This window comes from Sulfitobacter sp. PR48 (assembly GCF_028807335.1).
In the GTDB taxonomy this organism is placed as follows: domain Bacteria; phylum Pseudomonadota; class Alphaproteobacteria; order Rhodobacterales; family Rhodobacteraceae; genus Sulfitobacter.
Genome location: NZ_JARAMM010000022.1, coordinates 1 through 19,915, shown reverse-complemented (window position 1 = coordinate 19,915; position 19,915 = coordinate 1). Strand labels below are relative to the sequence as shown.

The 19,915-nt window shown below is 64.1% G+C and carries 17 protein-coding genes and 1 tRNA gene; 5 read left to right on the top strand and 13 right to left on the bottom strand.

Annotated elements, in window-relative coordinates:
• Positions 1–571: 571 nt before the first annotated feature.
• The 4 genes from PVW51_RS21250 to PVW51_RS21235 form a co-directional block, all read right to left on the bottom strand.
• Positions 572–1,825, bottom strand: a complete 1,254-nt coding sequence (locus PVW51_RS21250) for a hypothetical protein (RefSeq protein WP_274577323.1) — start codon at positions 1,823–1,825, stop codon at positions 572–574.
• Between the two features lie 369 nt (positions 1,826–2,194).
• Positions 2,195–3,406 (bottom strand): hypothetical protein, encoded by a 1,212-nt coding sequence (locus tag PVW51_RS21245; protein WP_274577321.1) that lies wholly within the window; start codon positions 3,404–3,406, stop codon positions 2,195–2,197.
• A gap of 238 nt (positions 3,407–3,644) precedes the next feature.
• Entirely contained in the window at positions 3,645–4,901 is a 1,257-nt protein-coding gene (locus PVW51_RS21240; RefSeq protein ID WP_274577320.1) for a hypothetical protein, read from the bottom strand.
• A 201-nt stretch (positions 4,902–5,102) separates the two neighbouring features.
• Entirely contained in the window at positions 5,103–6,428 is a 1,326-nt protein-coding gene (locus tag PVW51_RS21235; protein ID WP_274577319.1) for an ATP-binding protein, read from the bottom strand.
• Positions 6,429–6,485: 57 nt separating this feature from the next.
• Here PVW51_RS21235 and PVW51_RS21230 point away from each other — a divergent pair, with 57 nt between their 5' ends.
• Together PVW51_RS21230 and PVW51_RS21225 are read left to right on the top strand one after the other, a co-directional pair.
• On the top strand, positions 6,486–7,397 hold the full coding sequence (locus PVW51_RS21230) for an MBL fold metallo-hydrolase (RefSeq protein ID WP_274577318.1): 912 nt from the start codon (positions 6,486–6,488) through the stop codon (positions 7,395–7,397).
• An 80-nt stretch (positions 7,398–7,477) separates the two neighbouring features.
• Positions 7,478–7,552: transfer RNA gene (locus PVW51_RS21225), tRNA-Asn, on the top strand.
• Between the two features lie 91 nt (positions 7,553–7,643).
• Here the strand turns inward: PVW51_RS21225 and PVW51_RS21220 are convergent.
• The 4 genes from PVW51_RS21220 to PVW51_RS21205 all read right to left on the bottom strand — a co-directional run bounded on the left by PVW51_RS21220 (position 7,644) and on the right by PVW51_RS21205 (position 10,376).
• Positions 7,644–8,228: an HNH endonuclease gene (locus PVW51_RS21220; protein ID WP_067293170.1), complete on the bottom strand. Its 585-nt coding sequence runs from the start codon at positions 8,226–8,228 to the stop codon at positions 7,644–7,646.
• A gap of 125 nt (positions 8,229–8,353) precedes the next feature.
• Positions 8,354–9,019 carry an alpha/beta hydrolase gene (locus tag PVW51_RS21215; RefSeq protein ID WP_114275460.1) on the bottom strand — a complete coding sequence of 222 codons (666 nt, stop codon included), beginning with the start codon at positions 9,017–9,019 and terminating at the stop codon, positions 8,354–8,356.
• The gene (locus PVW51_RS21210; protein ID WP_274577317.1) at positions 9,016–9,651 is read right to left on the bottom strand and encodes a DNA-3-methyladenine glycosylase family protein; all 636 of its coding nucleotides are present in this window, start codon (positions 9,649–9,651) and stop codon (positions 9,016–9,018) included. Before PVW51_RS21210 ends, PVW51_RS21215 begins: the two co-directional genes overlap by 4 nt.
• Positions 9,648–10,376 carry a precorrin-6A/cobalt-precorrin-6A reductase gene (locus tag PVW51_RS21205; protein ID WP_274577315.1) on the bottom strand — a complete coding sequence of 243 codons (729 nt, stop codon included), beginning with the start codon at positions 10,374–10,376 and terminating at the stop codon, positions 9,648–9,650. Before PVW51_RS21205 ends, PVW51_RS21210 begins: the two co-directional genes overlap by 4 nt.
• A gap of 433 nt (positions 10,377–10,809) precedes the next feature.
• Between PVW51_RS21205 and PVW51_RS21200 the strand changes: the two genes are divergently transcribed.
• Together PVW51_RS21200 and PVW51_RS21195 are read left to right on the top strand one after the other, a co-directional pair.
• A complete protein-coding gene (locus tag PVW51_RS21200; protein WP_274577314.1) occupies positions 10,810–12,078 on the top strand; it encodes an MFS transporter in 1,269 nt (422 codons plus the stop codon).
• Between the two features lie 5 nt (positions 12,079–12,083).
• Entirely contained in the window at positions 12,084–12,749 is a 666-nt protein-coding gene (locus PVW51_RS21195; protein WP_274577313.1) for a hypothetical protein, read from the top strand.
• On the opposite strand, the gene PVW51_RS21190 is transcribed toward PVW51_RS21195, so the two are convergent.
• The 5 genes from PVW51_RS21190 to cysS form a co-directional block, all read right to left on the bottom strand.
• Positions 12,750–13,514, bottom strand: a complete 765-nt coding sequence (locus tag PVW51_RS21190) for a squalene/phytoene synthase family protein (RefSeq protein WP_274577312.1) — start codon at positions 13,512–13,514, stop codon at positions 12,750–12,752. It lies immediately after the preceding gene.
• Entirely contained in the window at positions 13,514–14,260 is a 747-nt protein-coding gene (locus PVW51_RS21185; RefSeq protein ID WP_274577310.1) for a class I SAM-dependent methyltransferase, read from the bottom strand. Before PVW51_RS21185 ends, PVW51_RS21190 begins: the two co-directional genes overlap by 1 nt.
• Positions 14,250–15,230 carry an alpha/beta hydrolase gene (locus tag PVW51_RS21180; RefSeq protein WP_274577308.1) on the bottom strand — a complete coding sequence of 327 codons (981 nt, stop codon included), beginning with the start codon at positions 15,228–15,230 and terminating at the stop codon, positions 14,250–14,252. Before PVW51_RS21180 ends, PVW51_RS21185 begins: the two co-directional genes overlap by 11 nt.
• A gap of 5 nt (positions 15,231–15,235) precedes the next feature.
• Positions 15,236–16,849 (bottom strand): citramalate synthase, encoded by a 1,614-nt coding sequence (cimA, locus tag PVW51_RS21175; RefSeq protein WP_274577306.1) that lies wholly within the window; start codon positions 16,847–16,849, stop codon positions 15,236–15,238.
• A 121-nt stretch (positions 16,850–16,970) separates the two neighbouring features.
• A complete protein-coding gene (gene cysS / locus PVW51_RS21170; protein WP_274577304.1) occupies positions 16,971–18,356 on the bottom strand; it encodes a cysteine--tRNA ligase in 1,386 nt (461 codons plus the stop codon).
• 223 nt (positions 18,357–18,579) lie between these two features.
• On the opposite strand from cysS, the gene PVW51_RS21165 reads away from it, so the two are divergent.
• Positions 18,580–19,758, top strand: a complete 1,179-nt coding sequence (locus PVW51_RS21165) for a pyridoxal phosphate-dependent aminotransferase (RefSeq protein ID WP_274577301.1) — start codon at positions 18,580–18,582, stop codon at positions 19,756–19,758.
• Positions 19,759–19,915: the final 157 nt, after the last annotated feature.

The following is a 19,915-nucleotide window of genomic DNA, read 5'->3' as shown; positions in this document are numbered from 1 at the left end:
GTAGGCACAAGCGCCGCCGCCAGCCTTGCGTTTTCTTCAAAGAAAACGGCCCGGAGTTTTCAAAAACTCCGGCGCGCGGCAAGGCCCGGTCAGGAAAACGACAGCCGAAAGCGCCGGACCCAGGCACAAGCGCCGCCGCCAGCCTTGCGTTTTCTTCAAAGAAAACGGCCCGGAGTTTTCAAAAACTCCGGCGCGCGGCGCGCCACAGTCAGGAAAACGACAGCCGAAAGCGCCGGACTTAGGCACAAGCGCCACCGCCAGCCTTACGTTTTCTTCAAAGAAAACGGCCCGGAGTTTTCAAAAACTCCGGCACGCGGCGCGCCACAGTCAGGAAAACGACAGCCGAAAGCGCCGGGCCTATAGCGCTTCGGGATATACCTGAATCACTTGTTCGCTGCCTTTCCCTTCGGCCCTAGGCGAAAAGTGATGTGGGATGTTTCAGGCCTATCCCGAAACGCTGTAATACCTGAGACACGAATACCCTGCCGCGTTTGCGGCGCTCTCGGGACAATCGTGTCACAGTTTGTTTCAAGTTAAAGGTCGGACGCTTGAGCGGGCCTGTCCTGTGATTTCACTCAGCCTGCGCGATCAGCAAGGCTTCGATCTGCGCCAGCCGCGCCTCAACCGCAGAGAGACGCGATACCTCGCCTTTGAGATCACTGATCGTTTGCTCCTGATCCAGCGTATACAGCGTCAGTTCCTCCACCTTTTTCAACAGCGCCATCTGCATCGCGGTCATGTCCACCCCGTCCGCCCTGATCTCGGCCTCTGACGGCACCTCCGGCAGGTGATTGTTGGCGTCGATGAAGGCGCGGACCTCGGCCAGAGGGCGCAGGGTGTAATCCTCGGCAAAAACGTAATCCGGTACGTTCATGTCGATGTTGTTCACCACCAGGGTGCCGGTCACCACCACCTCATCCGGTTTCCCGTTGCGGCCCAGGCGCAGCAGGTTGTTGTCGGCAAGGTTGTCGATTTTCAGCGGTGTGTTGCCCCCCGCGATGCCGATGTTCAACCGGCCGGAATCTTCCTGGTTGCGGAATTCCCAGGTGGTGGGGGTCACCCCGTTCTGGCGCAGGCGGAAGGCCGAATCCGAGCCTGCGCCCTGTGCGTCGAACAGGGCGAATGAATCGGTGTCTGCCGCCGTGGTCACGATGTGCAGTTTTTCCTCCGGCGCTTCGGTGCCCAGCCCGACATTGCCGAGGGGAGAGACATAAATGCTGTCCTCGGGCGCGTCGCCCCGGATACGTAACGGGCGCTGGTTGGTGTTATCAATATGCCTTATGGCAAATTCAAAGGCGCTCGACTCGATCGTCCAGTCGCTTGGCGTGAAGCCGCCCGATCCGTTGCTGGTCAGCCGGATGGAAGGGACGTTGTCGGCCGTGCTGACATGCAGGTTTGCCTGTGGAATACGTGTGCCGATGCCGAGCCCCGCCTCCGGAATGGCCGCCGTCCCCACGTTCGACACGGCCAGCGTGTTGTCGGGCGCATCCCCCCAGATCCGGAACGGCGCGGAATTCGCATCGACATTGCGGAAGACAAGGAAATCCGAACCGCCTGAATTGATGTCGTTGGCCTTGATCTCCCAATCGGTGGTGGGAAAGCCCGTGCCACTGCTGGTGTCTTCCAGAAGGATGCTGATCGCGGCCTGCTTGATCTTCAGGTCGGTGCCGCCGAACACCTCGCCAGTTGCGCAGCCGGCGCCGATGCAGGTGGAACCGTCCACCACCAGATCATCGAGGATCAGCTCCTCTCCCCTGACCGCTCCGGCCAGAGAGATCGTCGAAACGGTCGCCAGCAAAGCTGCGCTAAAGTGAAAATTGGTCATGGTTCAATTGTCCCTCAGTTGGAAATTTCAGTCGCGCTATCGGCGTTTTGGCCCGGGGGCGTGCCTTGAATAATCCTGTTGGCCCGGATGAGATGATTTTCGCTACACAAAATAATGCAGCCTTTGCCTGCTGTTGACGTCCGGCGGAGCGGGCTGGCAGGCGGTCCCGCGATACGCGGCGGCCTGCGACCTCGATTTCGCGCTTGGGGAAAGAGCTTGAACCTGACTTTCCCTGCACCTGCATGATCAATCCGACGCCCCCCCTTTCGGGTCAGCCCCCTCTCCCGTCCTGCGGGCGCCAATTGCCGTGAACGGAAAAAGGCCCGCCTCCTGTTGTGGCGGGCCTTTCCAGAAACGGGATCTGACGCTTTATTGATCCGCAAGCGACCGAACCACGGCCTCAAGCCGGGCAATGCGGTCCTGCTGCGCCGTCAGCGTGGTTTCCTGCGCTTCGATGGTTTTTTGCTGCGCGATGGAATGAAGGGTCAGCTCTTCGATCTTTTCAAGCTGTGCCATCTGCATTTCGGTCATGTTGAGCGCACCGTCGCTTGCGACCTTCCTGGCCGAAGGCACGCCGGGCAGATGGCCGTTCTGATTGATGAAGGCCTCGATCTCGTGCAGGCTGGGCAAGGCATAATCCGGCTCGAACACGTAATCGGGCACGTTCATGGTGATGTTGTTCACCAGCAATTCGCCGGTCACGACAACCGCGCTGGAATTCGCATTCGTCCCCAGTTTGAGCAGATTGTTGTCCGCGCCATTGTTGATCTTCAGCGGGGTATTGCCCCCCACCAGTCCCACGTTCAGGTTCCCGGAGTCTTCCTGATTGCGGAACTCCCAGCTTGTCGCGACCGTGCCGGCCTGTTCGATCACAAAGGAGGAGTCGGCGGAAGCGGACTGGATCAGCACCTTTGCCTCTGTCGTACCGGTGCGTTTGACGTGCAGGGGGGCATCTGAGGTAAGTGTGCCGATCCCCACATCGTCATCTGTGTCAATGGTCAGTGAATTCGAGGCAGCGCCCGGGCGCACGCGGAATGGCAATGTCGATCCGTTCGAGGAATCCCGAATGAAGAAGCTGGTTTCATTGCCCGCCAGATCCCAGGTCTGCGCCGTAAAACCGGATGACGTATCCTGTTGCAGCCGCAATGTCGGTGTGTCGCCCCGGACGGCATGGATCTCTGTGACCGGGTTCTGCGTTCCGATGCCGATGTCGCCATCACTTTCCACAACCAGCGCATCTGCCCTTGCACCGGCCTCGACCCGGAAGGGCAAGCGGTTGGCGGTCCGGTCAACGAAAGCCAGATAGTTGCCGCCGCCATTGGTTGAATCGTTCGCCTGGATCGCCCAGTCGTTCGACGGAAAGCTGGCGGAGGTCGATGTGTCTTCGAAATGGATCCGCATGTTGTTTTCCTGCAGGCGGATCGTGTCAAAGCCAAAGCTCGGGTTTGCCGGGCAATCCAGGCCGACGCAAAGGCTGCCGTCGACCACGAGATCCTGAGCGGTTGCGGGAATGGCCGTCAGTCCGGCAAGGCTGGTTGCCGCAAAAAAGGCCGCGCGCTGGGTGAATGTTGTGTTTTTCATGGTGTCCCCTGTCGTCATCGCATCAATAGGTTGTTTAAAAAACTCAGCAAAAAGGGCTGAGATCGCAGATTCGTCACTATCGCGACATTGTACCCGGTTTTGACATATTTTCAAAGTTTGACCATAATTGGTTGAACTTATTATGTTATTTTTAATCTAAAGGAATTTTTTCCGGTCAGAACGGATGCCCCAGCCGAAGAAATCCGGCCCAATATATTCAACGCAGGGTTGTCTTGATTCAATCCAGAAGTGTTTCCAGCCGGGCGATCCTGTCTTCCAGTTCCGCCATCCGCGCCAGTTTGGCCTCCTGCTCCAGCGTGTACAGCGTCAGTTCCTCGACCTTTTTCAACAGCGCCATCTGCATCGCGGTCATGTTCACGCCATCAGCCTTGATCTCGGCCTCTGACGGCACATCCGGCAGGTGGGAATGCGCGTCGATGAAGGCCTGGACCTCCGCCAGCGGGCGCAGGGCGTAATCGTCACTGAACACGTAATCCGGCACATTCAGCTGCGTGTTGTTCACCACCAGCTTGCCGGTGACATGCACCTCGTCCGGGCGACCGTTGCGGCCCAGCAGCATCAGGTTGTTGTTGGCAGCATTGTCGATCTTGAACGGCGTGTTCCCCCCGGCCAGCCCGACATTCAACCGGCCTGAATCCTGCTGGTTGCGGAATTCCCAGGTGGTGGGGGTCACCCCGTTCTGCTTGAGGCGGAAGGCCGCGTCGGAGCCTGTTCCCACCGCTTCGAACAATGCAAAGGCGTCGGTGTCGGCCGCGTCCGAACGGATGTGCAGCAACTCCTGGGGCAAGCTGGTGCCGAGACCGACAAATCCGCTTTCGTCGATATGGAACGCAAAGCTGGGCGCATTGCGGTCGATCTGAAACGGTATCGTGGCGGCGGTGATGTCATTGATGGAGAATATGGTCTGGCCTTTGACCTCCCAGGTCTGGGCCGGCAACATGCCACCGCTGCCGATCTGCTGCAGCCGCAGTCCGGGGCCAAAAAGCCCGGCCGCGTGCAGCATGGATTGAGGCAGCATGGTGCCAAAGCCGACCTGACCGGTATCGGCAACCCAAAGCGCATTGTCCGGCGCACCGCCCGCAACGGTAAAGGGCACGGTGCCCGCATCAATATCTTCGATGGAAAATCGGTCAATGCCGCCCGCGCTGGTCAGCGCGCTGTCATTGACCATCAGGCGCCAGTCGCGGGACGGATACCCTGAAATCCAGGGCTGATCGTCAAAATAGATGGAGGTTTCCGTGGCCTTGAGTTTCATCACGCTCTCAGCCGAAAAACTTTCGGCAAAGAGGCATCGCCAGCCGACACAGAGATTGCCGTTCAGAACAGTATCGTCATCCACCCACAGATCGGGTCGCGACACATCGTAGTCAGAAATATTGACACCTTCGTAAAACACATCCTCTGCGCCCGCCGGATGCGCGGCAAGTGCGGATATAAGAAACAACGCATATTGCGACATGCGGTGAATGATCATGGGCAGGCTCCCGTTCACGGGCACCACCCCGGGTCAGGGGGCGGGCGCTAAATGGCTTTTGTAAAAATTCCGCCATCCCACGAGGGCGGATGCATCTGTCTAACACCGTGAAATCGGGACCTGTCAAATTTCCATGCAAGGCCTGTTGCGCCCCATGGGTGCCATTGCCGCTTCGGCGGGCGCGAAGTCTCTGCCCGCCTGCTAGCGCGCGATCACGATATCCGCGCGCAATCCGCCCAGCCGCGTCGATTCCCCCAGCCGCAGCACGCCGCCATGTGCGCGGGCGATATCCGTGGCAATCGCCAGGCCCAGCCCCACGCCGCTGCCCTTGTCCTGGTTGCGCGCGGGGTCAAGGCGGCTGAAGGGTTTGACCGCTTCCACCCGCTGCGCTTCGGGAATGCCGGGGCCGTCGTCCTCCACCCGGATGCGCAGGGTCTTGTCGCTGAGCATCACGGAAACCTCGGCGCGCGCGCCATAGCGCACCGCATTGGAGACAAGGTTGTCCACCGCGCGCCGGATCGCGATGCGCCGCAGCTTGACGGTGCCGGTGCCCTCCCCCTCGGGCGGCAGCAGGGTCACGTCGCGCCCTGCCCGCCTGGCGTCTTCCACCACCTCGGCCATCAGGGCATGGGGGTCCACCCGCTCCGGCTCGCCCTCTGCCGCGCCCTTGGCGAAGTTCAGGAATTCATCCAGCATCCGCTGCATGTCTTCCACATCCTGCAACAGAGCCGCGGCTTCCTCGTCCTCCAGCATCGACAGGCTCAACCGCATCCGCGTGAGCGGCGTGCGCAGATCGTGGCTGACCCCGGACAGCATCAGCGTGCGCTGTTCCATCTGCCGTTCAATCCGCGCGCGCATGTCGAGAAACGCATTGCCCGCCGCGCGGATCTCGACCGCGCCCGAGGGGCTGTAGGGTTCATGGCGCCCCCGGCCAAAGGCTTCTGACGCCCGGGCCAGCCGTTTGATCGGGCGCAGCTGATTGCGCAGGTAGATCGAGGCGATCAGGCTGAGGACCACACCGAAAAACACCGTGTAGACAAACAATTGATGCGGATTTGCCGCCGAGATGCGCCGCCGGTCGAAGCGCAGCTTCAGCGGCCCCTTGCCGGTCTCAAGGTAGAGATCGACCAGCCCGCCATCGCTCAGATCGACGGACCGGTATTCCGGCAGCCGCGCAGCCAGACGCCGCGCCAGCACCCGGCCCGAATAATCGTACCACAGATAGATGTTGGTGCCGGGCATATCCGCCGCCTGTACCGGCGTCACCGCGATATCAAGCCGCCCAAGCCGCTGCCGGACCGCAGCGGGCACATCGGCCCGGTCCGGGGTTTCCGCCACCACGTCCAGCACCTGCGCCAGTTCCCGCAGGACCGTATCTGTCATCTGGGTGGTGACACCTTCGAAATGCCGCTGAGCAAAGATCACCACCACCACAAGCTGTAACAACACCACCGGCAACAGCAGGATCAGCGCAGCGCGCCCATAGATGCCACGCGGCACATAGCGTTTGAGCCAGACAAAGAACATGGCTAGACCTTAGCCAGCGCCCGACCGGCGCGAAAGCCGAAATGAAAGGTCCCGCCGATGCTGCCACCCGATGATTTCAATCCGCCCGTCGGCGTGGCAGAGGAGCTGGAGCCGGGGCTGCGGCGCATTGTGGCCCCCAACCCCTCGCCGATGACCTATCGCGGCACCAATACCTATCTTCTGGGCGGGCGCGACATCGCGGTGATCGACCCCGGCCCCGCCAGCCCGGCGCATCTGGAGGCGATCCTGGCCGCCCTCACCCCCGGTCAGCGGATCAGCCATATTCTGGTGACCCACAGCCACCTGGACCATTCCCCCCTCGCCCGGCCTCTGGCCGAACGGACCGGCGCGCCGGTGCTGGCTTTTGGCGGACCCTTGGCGGGCCGCTCCGCGATCATGGAACGGCTGGCCCAAAGCGGCCCGATGGGCGGCGGCGAAGGGATCGACCACGATTTCGCGCCCGACATCACCCTGGCGGATGGCGAACACATCACCGGCGCGGGTTGGAGTCTGGAGGTGCTGCACACGCCGGGACACCTGGGCAATCATGTCAGCCTCGGCTGGGGTGATGCCTGTTTCACCGCCGATCACGTGATGGGCTGGGCCTCGTCACTGGTGTCGCCCCCCGATGGCGACCTGACCGATTTCATGGCCTCCTGCGCGCGGCTGCAGGCGCGGGACTGGCGGGTGTTCTACCCCGGTCACGGTGCCGCCGTGGAGAGCCCGAATGCGCGGCTGGACTGGCTGGTCAGCCACCGGCTGTCCCGCGAGGCGGCCATCGTGCAAGCCCTGAGGGACGGCCCCGCCGATGCCGCAACCCTCGCCGCGCGCATCTATGCCGACACCCCCGCCGCCCTGCTGCCCGCCGCCACCCGCAACGTGCTGGCGCATCTTGTTGATCTCACTCAGAAATCAATGGTGGCACTGCAGGATGATCTGCAGGCCGACGCCCGTTTTCGCCTGCTCTGACCGGGGAGAGGAAAAATCACATTTTTGCGCCTTTCCCCTCTGGACGCGGAAAAATGCCACTGCTATATGCCCGGGACCGTTCCGGCGTAGCTCAGCGGTAGAGCAGTTGACTGTTAATCAATTGGTCGTAGGTTCGATCCCTACCGCCGGAGCCATAAAAAGCCCTTAAGTCTCAAAGACTTAAGGGCTTTTTTGGTTTTTGGGCAGGCATGATTTTTCCCTCGGGACGTAATTTGGTGCCCCCCCTCAGGCCTCCAGTTCCGCATCCCAGTAGAGGAAATCCATCCAGCTCTCATGCAAATGACCGGGGGGGAATTTGCGGCCCATGTTGCGCAGCTCTTCTGCGCCGGGCTGGCGTGGGGGTTTGCGCAGGGACAGGCCGGTCTGGTGCAGGGCCTTTGCCCCCTTGCGCAGGTTGCAGGGCGAACAGGCCGCCACCACATTCTGCCACGACGTCACCCCGCCGCTGGCGCGCGGCACCACATGGTCGAATGTCAGATCGCCCCGCGCGCCGCAGTACTGGCAGCGGAATTCATCCCTCAGAAATAAATTAAAGCGCGTGAAGGCCACGCGCTTTTGAGGTTTTACATAGTCTTTCAGAACGACAACCGAGGGTATCCTGATCTCGGTCGAGGGGCTTCGGACCACTTCATCGTATTCGGCAACGATATCGACCCGGTCCAGCCACTTCGCCTTGATCGCCTCCTGCCAGGGCCAAAGCGACAGCGGATAGTAACTGAGCGGTCGGTAATCGGCATTCAAAACCAGCGCGGGCCTGTGTTTCAGCCCCGCCGGCTGCCTGGTAAATTCGGTCCTGAAATCGCCGTCCATGTCCGGTATCGTCCCCTGCCCGTTTAATCTGACTATATCTCGTGGTTTAGCTCTGGCAAGCCCAAGCGTGGCACAAGATGTCGCGGACAGGAGTAGACCGGAAAGGTGACAGTTTTATAACCGTTTCAAAGCCCGAGCTTGTCGCGCATGAAGGCCAGCGCCACGCTTAACCCGTCAGGCGCAATGCCATGGCCGGTGCCCTTCATCACATGGGCATAAACGTCCTGCCAGCCCGCCTCCTGCAGCGCCTCGGCGGCCTGCGGCAGGGATTGCGGCGGCACCACATCATCGGCGTCACCATGCACCAGCAGCACCGGCGGGCGCACCACGACCTCGTCCTTCAGCGCCTCGGGCGACAGCAGCCGCCCGGAAAAGGCCACGATCCCGGCCACTTCATCCTCGCGGCGCGGCGCCACATGCAGGGCCATCATGGTCCCCTGGGAAAAGCCGAAGAGCACCACCTGCTCGGGCAGCACGTCCTCATCCACCATCAGCGCGTCGAGGAAGGCGTTCAGATCGGCCACCGCCTGCATCATCCCGCGCTCTGATTCTTCCTCGGAGGAGCCGTCGATCCAGGGGATCGGGAACCATTGGTAGCCATTGGGCATCCCCGCCACCATTTCCGGCGCATCGGGGGCGACAAAAAGCGTGTCCGGCAGATGTTCGCCCAGCGGGTCCGCCAGCCCCAGCAGATCGGCCCCATTCGCCCCATAGCCATGCAGGAAGACAACAATCGACCGCGTGTCCCCCGATTTCGGCGCGCGGCGCTCTGCGTTCAATACCCGTGTCATCCCAACCCTTCCCTGTTCTTCAGCACCCGGTAGTAGGCAAATAGCGCGCGGGCCGCAACCGACCGCCAGGGCGACCAATTCTGCGCCATCGCGGCCAATTGATCTGCGGTCGGGCGTTGTGGCAGGTCAAACACCACACGGGCGGCTTCCTGCAGGGCCAGATCGCCGGGGGCAAAGCCATCGGCCCGGCCCATCGCGAACATCACATATATTTGCGCCGTCCAGGGACCGATGCCTTTTTGGGCAATCAGCGCCGCTTCGGCCCCGGCATTTGTCATTTTCCCCAGCGCGTCAAAGTCTATGTCAGCATGGGCCAGGGCGCTGACATAGCGGGCTTTCGGGCGGCTCAGCCCCGTGGCGGTCAGGGCGGGTTCATCCACGGCCCTGATGGCGGCGGCATCGCTCAGCCCCGCCGCTGCAAGCCGCGCACGGATCGCATTGGCCGATGCCACGCTGACCTGCTGGCTGACGATGATCTCCATCAATGCGGCAAACCCCGGTGGTTTCAGCCGCAGGGGCAAGGGACCGGTGGCCGCCAGCACCGGGGCAAAGCGCGGCTCGTGCGTAGCCAGCCAGGCGGCACCGGCCTGCAGGTCCGCGGCGTTGCGGATGATGCCGCCCGTGTCGCTCACAGGGCCGCGGCCCAGTCCAGCACCGCATCGACATCCGCCAGCACTTCCGCCCCCTCAGGCAGGGCGGGCCGGGCGATCAGGATCACCGGCAGGCCCAGCGCCTTTGCCGCATCCAGCTTGGGGCGGCTGGGCCGGCCGCCCAGATTGCGGCAGATCAGCAGATCGACGCCCAGATCGCGGAACAGCGCCCTCTCCTGCGCCGCATCAAAGGGCGGGTCGCCAAAGATCAGGTCGACGAAATCAAAGGGTGGCACCCTGTCATGGTGCGTTGTCTGGCGCAGCAGCAGCCGCGCCCCGGGAAATCCGGCGTAATCCGGCAGGCTGGCCCAGCCGGTGGCCGAAAATACCCGCATCCCCGGACTGATCAGCGGCTGGGCTGCGGCCACATCCGCGACCTCGCGCCAATTGGCCGCCTCCAGCCCCCAGCCGGGGCGCGTCAACCCGACAAAGGGCAGACCGGCGCGCGCGGCGGCCGCATGTCCGGCGCGGCTCATCTGCCCGTCAAATCCGTGGCTTGCGTCGATCACGGCATCAAAACCGGCCATTTCCCCGGCCAATCGCCCCACATCGTCAAAACCGGTCAACCGGCAGGGCACCGGCATCGGATCGGGGCCGCGCGGCGGCTCTGACACCAGCGCCTTCACCTCGACGCCCCGCGCCTGCAGGGCCACGGCGATGCGTCGGGCCTCTGCACTGCCCGCAAGAAGGAGGATTCTGCACGTCATCCGCCGACATTAGCCAGAGACCCTGCCGTGGCAAGGGGATCGCGGCACAGCGGTTCCACCAAAGCCGCCCAAAGCCCGGAACCAAACCGCACCTTCAGTGCGGGACACGCGAGGGTTCGCTTGCGGACTTTGCTGCCGTGTCCAACACCCGAAACAGGTCGCGCCCGAACCGAGGGGCGGAAGCGAAGCGCCCGCCCCGTGGGGGCGGTTCGGGCGCTGCCAAAGCTTTGCTTTGGCAATGGGTCTGCACTTTGAGAGCACAGGTTGGCCTCCATCCTGACCTTCACTGCGCCAGGCACAAATGACCGCTGTCCTTTTTCCCATGCGTTTTGGATCAGTTACCTGTCGCAAAAGTCGGTTTTGCCTGACATCTGACACTTGCCCCCCCGGTAGCGCAGGAGTACCCCTGACCCCAAGCAACGGACGAGAACCCATGATTGATGACAGCCGCGCCAAGCGTAACGTAACCATCCTTGTCCTGGCGCAGGCCCTCTTGGGCGCTCAGATGCCGATGCTCTTCGTGGTGGGCGGGCTTGCCGGGCAATCACTTGCCAGCAACATCTGCTTTGCCACGCTGCCGATCTCGATGATCGTGCTGGGCTCGATGCTCTCGGCCACGCCGGTCTCTGCCATCATGCAACGTTACGGACGGCGCGCGGGGTTCTTCCTCGGCACGACGGGCGGTACGCTGGGGGCCATGGTGGGGGCCTACGGCCTTTACGCCGCCTCCTTCCCGATTTTCCTCATCGGTTCGCTGCTGACCGGCATCTACATGTCGGCGCAGGGCTTCTACCGCTTTGCCGCCGCCGATACCGCCTCGGACGCTTTCCGGCCCAAGGCGATTTCATACGTGATGGCGGGGGGGCTCGTCTCTGCCGTGATCGGGCCGCAGATCGTGAAATGGACGGCGGATGCCTATGTGATCCCCTTCCTCGGCACCTATGTTGCCGCCATCGGGGTCAATGTTCTGGGCAGCCTGCTGTTTCTCTTCATCGACATCCCGAAACCACCCGTACCGACCCAGGATGCGCCGCGCGGGCGCAGCCGGATGGAGCTGATCCGCACGCCGCGCATCGCGGTGGCGGTGATCTGTGCCACCGTCTCCTATGCGCTGATGAACCTGGTGATGACCTCCACGCCGCTGGCCGTTGTCGGCTGCGGGCTGAGCGGGGATCTGCTGGGGGCAAGCGCCACCGCCGGCATGTCCGAGACCGAGCGGCTGAAATCCTTCCTCGACCTCGCGTCGAATGTGGTCACCGGCCATGTGCTGGCGATGTTCGCGCCCTCCTTCTTTACCGGCCATCTGATCGCCCGCTTCGGGGTGGAGCGGATCATGGGCCTGGGCATCCTGATCCTGGGGGCCGCCGGCGTTGTTGCCCTGCAGGGGGTGGCGCTGGAGAATTTCTATGTCGCGCTGATCCTGCTGGGTCTGGGCTGGAACTTTGGCTTCATCGGGGCCACCACGATGCTGGCCGGTGCCCATGCGCCGCATGAGCGGGGCCGGATGCAGGGGCTGAACGACCTGATCGTCTTTGGCGGCGTGACCATGGCCTCGCTGGCCTCGGGCGGGCTGATGAACTGCTCCGGCGGCTCTGCGGTCGAGGGCTGGGCGGCGGTGAACTGGGCGATGATCCCCTTCCTGGTGCTGGCGGGCGGGTCGCTGATGTGGCTCACCATGCGGCGGCGGCCGAGCACGGTCTGAAGCGCATGTTCTGGCGACGCAAACCGCTGGTCAGCGAGGAGATGCGTGACTGGATCGTCGACCATTTCGACTGGGTCAGCACCAACCGGCCCCAGTGGCACGATCAGGCCCGGCTGGTCCTTCCGACGAAGGATTTCTTCGACGCCCCGCCCGGCGGCGGGCACGAAACCGCGCTGGGCGTGCTGCGCAACATCCAGGACCTCATGGGTCTCGACCTCAGGATCGACCTGCAACCGCTTGAGGTGCTGCCGGACGATCTGCGCCACCAGTACGGCCAGATGTCGGAGGTCGCGGGCACTTACATGAGCGATGGCGAGACCAGGCTCATCACCTACGACCCGACGCTGGTGCGCCGCCCCCTCACCTTCCTCAACACGCTGGCCCACGAGGTCATGCATGCGCGCCTCGAAGAGGTCGCGCATCTTCTGCCGGGTGGCGCGGAGATGCATGAACTGGCCACCGACCTGCACACGATCATCGCCGGTTTCGGCGTGATCGAGCTGGAAGGGGCCGAAACCGCGGGCTGGGCCGGTTACATGGGCCAGCCATCCCGTGCGGTCGCTCTGGCGATGTTCCTGAAGTTCCACGACCTCGGTCCGGCGGACGCGCTGCCGCATCTGAGCGCGCGCCCGGCGCGCTGGCTGCGCAAGGCCTGGGCCGAGGAGGACTGACTACCAGCGCCCGGTCAGGGCGCGCCAGGCAAGGCCGGGATCAGCGGTGGGCAACCGGCCACCGGCCACCGCCGACGGGTCCCTGATGGCGGCTTTCAACACCGCATCCGCCTGGCCCACATGCAGCAATGCCGCACGGGCGGGTTTGGGCACGGCGCCGCGCCTGGTGCGCGCACCTGCCATCCGCTGTTGCGCGCCAAGGGCGAGCGCCCGCACCCCTTCGGCGGTCCCGTCCAGCAGGGGCACCCGGCCCGCCGCCTCCAGCTCCGGAATGGCCAGCAGCCAGGCGGCAACCGCCGCGCCATATGCGGCATCGCGGACCACGGCCTCATCCGCCGCCCCAAGCCTGCGGGCCGCAACCCATGTGAGGTTGCCCGAGGTCTGGTCCAGATAGCGCGCAAAATGATCCGCATCCTCGAATGCGTCGCGATAGACGTCCCAGCGCCGCGCGGCCACCAGCTCGTCCAGCAGGCGCGCATCCTCGGCGTCCAACACATCTGCCAGCGGCGTTGCAACCTCGTGGCGGCGCACCGCGCCCCCTTCGGCGATCTCCTCGCAGACATCGCGCCACCATTGCAGCCGCATCTCAGCGATCATGGTCTCCTGCGTCACCCAGGGCGCGCGCGCCACTTCGATGTTGAAGGCATAAAGCGGGAACAGCACCCGCCGCGCGGGCACCGGGGCTGCCATCGCCGCGCGAAAACGCGCAGGGTCGCCCCGCTCCAACATTGCGGCGCAGGCGGTCAGATCAGCGTCGAACCCCATCAGCGGCCCGCCGACCCGGCCCTGGGCAAGGGCCGCACGAGGCTGAGCAGATAGCCGAAGTCTTCCCGGTGCGCGCGCCAGCAGGCGGCTTCCTCTTGCGCGGCGTCCAGCACCGCGGCAAGCGCTGCATCCGCCCCCGGGCGCAGGCTGGCAATGCGTGCATCGAGCGGGGTGTAATAGCTTTCCCAGGCCGCATCGGACAGCCTGCGGGTCGCGATGGTCTCATAACCTGCCGCCGCGATCCGTGCCGCGATCCCTTCCGCATCGGTCATCGCGGGATATTGCTGCCAGTGTGTCGCAGCACGCGGTGACGGGCTGCCGGTGAACCAGCAGACCTCCGAAAAGGCGATCATGCCGCCGGGGCGCAGCGCCCGGCGCCAGGCGGTCAGCGCCTCTGTCACCCCCATGAAATAGACCGCACCGGCGCACCAGATGAAATCATATTCGTTGTGGATCGCGGCCATATCCGCGCGCAGCAGCGTCACGCGCGGATCATCCTGCCAGCGCGCGCGGGCCGCATCCACGAAATGCGTGGTCTTGTCCAGCGCGGTCACATGGCCCTGTGGCGCGGCCTCCAGCAGCGCCGGGATGTCGCCCCCCGGGCCACAGGCCACATCCGCCACCCGCGCCACCGGCGCGAGATCCGCCAGCGCCGTGGCCCAGGCCACATCCGCCGCCTCCCCCGGTCCTTCGCGGGGCAGGTCGCGGTGCAATTGGTAAAAGGCGGTCATGTCGTCAGAACGCATTGAGGAAACCTTCTATGGCCTGGGCGGTTTCAGGGGCATCGACAATCGCCAGATGGCCGATGTCGGGGACCAGCAGATACCGGCCCTTGTCGGTCACCGGTTGCATCGTGGGCTGGTAGCGGGCGGCGTCAAAGGCTTCATCCGCCCTGCCCGCCACCAGCAGGAAGGGCGGCAGGGCTGCCACATCGGCAAGATAGTCGCCGCGCGGGGCATAGGACGCGTTCAACCGGTAGGAATAGGCCGTCGTCGCCGTATCGCCCAGCGGACCGTCGAGCACCGCCTGCGGCATGTTGAACTGGATCACCGTGAGGTGGTTCAGCGCCCTGATGCGTGCCGCGTTCAGCATGCTCAGCCCGATCAGACGCCGGGTCAGCGGCTGCGCCCAGCCGCCGGAACTGGGCCGTGTGGTCGGGGCGTTGTGTTTCAGGAAGGGGGCGAGCAGCACCGCCCCATCCAGCATCCCGCCATGCGGGCCACCGGCAAAGCGCACCACCAGCCCGCCGCCCGAGGAATGACCGCCCAGAATGACCTTCTGCCCCGGTTTGCGGCGCGCCTTGATGAGGTCGGCGAGGTCGTCCTCCAACTGGCCGATATAGGCCAGATCGCCGCGCACACCCGGCTTTTCCCCGTGACCGCGCAGGTCCGGCACCAGCACATCGGCCCGTGCCGACAGACGCCGGGCAAGGGGGTCGAACTGCAACCCGTGCCAGCCGGACCCATGGACCAGCACCAGCAAGGGCGCGTCACCGCGCCCGCTGTCATAGGCGCGGAGCTGCATCGCGAACCCGTCGCGCAGGGCAAGGCTTTCCTGTGGCTGCGCAGGCGCACCCGCCGCCGAGAGCGGGCCGTTGAAATCCAGCCCCCCCTTGCCACTCAGCCGGCCCGCCCGCTGGGACGCGATCAGGATCAGGGCAATCGCCCCGGTGACCACAAGCGAGATTGCCAGAAATTTGACAAGGTTGAAAACCATGCGCCTCAGCCCTTCAGATCACGGATCAGCTTCCACCGGATCGCATCCAGCAGCGCCTCGAAGGAGGCGTCAATTATGTTGGGGCTGACCCCCACGGTGGACCAGCGCCGCCCCTGCCCGTCCTCGCTGTCGATGATGACGCGGGTCACCGCCTCGACCCCGCCCTGGGTGATGCGCACCTTGAAATCCACCAGCCGCATGTCGTCGAGCATGGCCGAATACTGGCCAAGGTCCTTGACCAGCGCCTTGGACAGCGCGTTGACCGGGCCACGGTCGCCGTCCTCGTCCATGGATTCGCTTACCGACATGCGCTTTTCGTCGTCGACCTTCACCACCACGACCGCCTCGGAGAGGCTGACCATCCGGTTGTACTTGTTCTTGCGGCGTTCGACCGTGACGCGGTAGCGCTTGACCTCGAAAAGGTCGGGCATCTGGCCCAGAGCCTCACGCGCCAGCAGTTCGAAACTGGCCTGCGCCGTGTCATAGGCATAGCCCATGGCCTCGCGCGCTTTCACCTCTTCGAGGATCCGCGCCAGGGCCGGATCACCCTTGGCCACGTTCAGCCCCGCTTCGGTCAGGCGGCGGCGCAGATTGGACTGGCCGGCCTGGTTGGACATCGGGATGATGCGGCTGTTGCCCACGGTCGCGGGCTCGATATGCTCGTAGGTGCTGGGGTCTTTCAGGATCGCGCTGGCGTGCAGCCCCGCCTTGTGGGCAAAGGCCGAAGCCCCCACGAAAGCCGCCTGTTTCTGCGGCACCCGGTTCAGGATCTCGTCCAGCATCCGGCTGGTCCGGGTCAGCGATTTCAGCGCCTTGTGGCTGATGCCGGTCTCGTAGCGGCTGGCATAGGGTTCCTTGAGCAACAGGATCGGGATCAGCGCCGTCAGGTTGGCATTGCCGCAACGTTCGCCCAGCCCGTTCAGCGTGCCCTGGATCTGGCGCGCGCCCGCGTCGACCGCAGCCAGAGTGCAGGCCACGGCATTGTCGGTGTCATCATGGGTGTGGATGCCCAGCCGGTCGCCGGGAATGCCCGCCGCGATGACCTCACCGGTGATCCGCCCCACTTCGGCGGGCAGCGTGCCGCCATTGGTATCACAAAGCACGATCCAGCGCGCCCCGGCCTCCAGCACGATCCTCAGGCAGGACAGGGCATATTCCGGGTTGGCCTTGTAGCCGTCAAAGAAATGTTCCGCGTCAAACAGCGCCTCGCGGCCCGATGCCGTCAGATGCGCAATGCTGTCGCGCAACAGGCTCAGGTTATCCTCCAGCGAGATGCCAAGCGCGCGGGTGACGTGGAATTCATGGGTCTTGCCCACCAGACAGACCGACCCTGTGCCCGCGTTCATGACCGCCGCCAGCACATCGTCATTCTGGGCCGAGATGCCAAGACGCTTGGTCATGCCAAAGGCGGTCAGCTTGGCCCTGGTCTTTGGTGCCGCATCGAAAAAGGCGTTGTCGGTGGGATTGGCCCCCGGCCAGCCGCCCTCGATGTAATCCACCCCCAGGGCGTCCAGCGCAGCGGCGATCTGGTGCTTTTCCTCGGTGGAGAATTGCACATCCTGGGTCTGCTGCCCGTCGCGCAGGGTGGTGTCGTAAAGGTAGAGGCGGGTTTTCGTCATCACATTGCCCCCCCGATTTCTCTTTTAGGTCCTGCGCACAGCACGACCTGTCCCCGGCCGCCCCCCCGGGCGGGGACAAGCCCCACCCGCGGCCGGGCAAAGGTCTGCGATGCGGCAACCATCACAACACACCTTCCAGGCCGGTGCCGTCAAAGCCCGGCGGCGCTTTCAGCTTCACGCCATCCTTGCTCATCTGCACTTCGATCCCCAGCGCGGTCAGCGCCGTCTTGATCCGGTCCACCTCGGCGAAATCCTTGGTCTCCATCGCGGTGACCCGCGCGTCGCTCAGGAAGGCTTCGACATCGGACAGGTCATAGGCCTGTTCCACCGCCCAATCGGGGATCTTGTCGCCCAGGAGCCCCAGCAGCACCAGCGCGCCGCGCAGACCCGCGACATCATTCTCGCCCGACAGCCTGTGGCAGAGGGTCAGCACCCCGTGAGAGTTCAGATCATCCGCCAGCAGGTCAACCGCTTCGGCCGGGGGTGCCGTCGTCTCGCCCCCCGCCACCTGGGTGTACCACTTGCGCAGCACGCGTTCGGCCTCTTCGCGCTTCTTGTCGGTCCAGTCCATCGGCTTGCGGTAGTGGGTCGACAGGAAGACAAAGCGGATCACCTCGCCCGGCACGCCCTGATCCAACAGGTCCCGCACGGTAAAGAAATTGCCCAGCGACTTGGACATCTTGCGCCCCTCGACCTGCAACATCTCATTGTGCATCCAGACATTGGCAAAGCCGTGGCCCGCGCATTTCGACTGGGCAATCTCGTTCTCATGATGCGGAAAGGTCAGGTCATTGCCGCCGCCGTGAATGTCGAAGGTATCGCCCAGCAGCGCCTCGGCCATGGCGGAGCATTCGATGTGCCAGCCGGGCCGGCCCCGGCCCCAGGGGCTGTCCCAGCCGGGTGTGTCCGCGTCGGAGGGTTTCCACAGGACAAAATCCATCGGATCCTCCTTGTAGGGCGCCACCTCGACCCGGGCTCCGGCGATCATGTCGTCCACCGACCGCCCCGAAAGCGCGCCATAGGCGTCGTATGACCGCACCCGGAACAGCACATGCCCCTCGGCGGCATAGGCGTGATCCTTGCTGACAAGGTCCTGGATCATCGCGATCATCTCTTCGATATAGGCGGTGGCGCGCGGCATGGCGCGGTCGTGTTCCGCCCCTTTCAGCGAAGGTTCCAGCGCCCCGACCGCCGCCATGTCCTGCAGGAACCAGCGGGTTGTTTCCGCCGTGATCTCGCCAATCGAACGGCCGCTTTCGGCGGCGCGCGCGTTGATCTTGTCATCCACATCGGTGAAGTTTCGCACATAGCTGACGTGGTCCGGCCCATAGACATGCCGCAGCAGCCGGTAGAGCACGTCGAACACGATCACGGGCCGCGCGTTGCCGATATGGGCCCGGTCGTAGACTGTCGGTCCGCAGACATACATCCGCACGTCATCCGCCGAAATCGGCACGAAGTCCTCGCGCTTGCGGGTCCTGGTGTTGTGAAGTCTGATTGTCGTCATCGGTCGTCCTCGGCCATGTCTGGCGCGGGATGCCACATCTGGTTCAGAATGAAAACGACATGAGCACGCCCGCGAGAAATCTCAGCAGGTAATAATGATGCGTGTTTTGCATGTCATCGTGGTCATGGGGATGAGGTACGCCCATGATTGCCGCAGGTCAAGGCTGATTGACAAACCGCGCCGCCTCTGCGCCCCTGCGCGCGTCACAACAAGGAGCGCCGCCATGCAAGCATCACACCGCATCAGCCACATTCTGGGAGGAGGCTCCGACGGATGGGGCGTTTTCACCAAGGCACGCCGCATGATCGCCCAGGGCACGAAAGTCACCGAGCTGACCATCGGGGAACATGACATCCGCACCGCCGCGCCGATCCTGCAGGACATGCACCGCTCGGCGATCGAGGGGCATACCGGATATGCCGCGGTGCCCGGCACCGACGCGCTGCGTGACCGGGTTGCGGCGCGGGTCACAAGACGCACCGGCGTGCCGACCACACGCGACAACGTGCTGATCACACCGGGCGGTCAGGCCGGGTTGTTCGCAACCCATATCGCCTGCTGCGATCCGGGTGATACCGCGCTTTTCATCGACCCCTATTATGCCACCTACCCCGGCACGATCCGTGGCGCGGGTGCCGAGCCGCTGGCCATTGCCGCGCGCCCAGACGCGGGGTTCCAGCCCCGGGCGGCGGATATCGCGGCAGTGGCGAAAGGCGCAAGATCGCTGCTGGTCAATTCGCCCAACAACCCCACCGGCGTGGTCTACAGCCGTGAAACGCTGGAGGGGATCGCGCAGGTCTGCGCCGATCACAACCTCTGGCTGATCTCGGACGAAGTCTATGACACCCAGGTCTGGAAGGGCGAACACATCAGCCCCCGCGCCCTGCCCGGCATGGCGGATCGCACGCTGGTGATCGGCTCCATGTCGAAATCCCATGCCATGACAGGTTCGCGCTGTGGCTGGATCGTGGGCCCGGCCGGGATGATCGAGCATCTGACCAACCTGGCCACCCATACCACCTATGGCGTGCCGGGGTTCATACAGGATGCGGCCGTCTTTGCGCTGGATCAGGGGCCGGCCTTTGAAGCGGAGGTCGGGGAACCCTTCCGCCGCCGCCGCGCGCTGGCGCATGACATCCTGGCCGGGCAGAATGCCGTCACCCTGGTGCCCTCGGACGGGGCCATGTACCTGATGCTGGACATCCGCAGCACCGGGCTGAGCGGTGAGGCCTTTGCCGATGCGCTGCTCGACGCGCATCATATCGCGGTGATGCCGGGGGAAAGTTTTGGCCGCGCCGCCGCGGGCCACCTGCGGGTGGCGATGACCGTGGATGACAGCCGTTTCGCCGAAGCCCTGTCCACGCTCTGCGGCTTTGCCCAGGAGCGCGCCGAAGCGGCATAAGGCGGCACGGCGAAAGATCAGGTGCCGCGCCCCCGGGGCAGCAGTGAAAGGGTTCCCCACGGGGAACCCGAGATTGCTGACAAACCCGGAAACGGCTGCCGCCGGAGGTAAATCGTTCTTCTGCGCTCAGCGTTACGTTTTCGAACGAAGGGCCGCG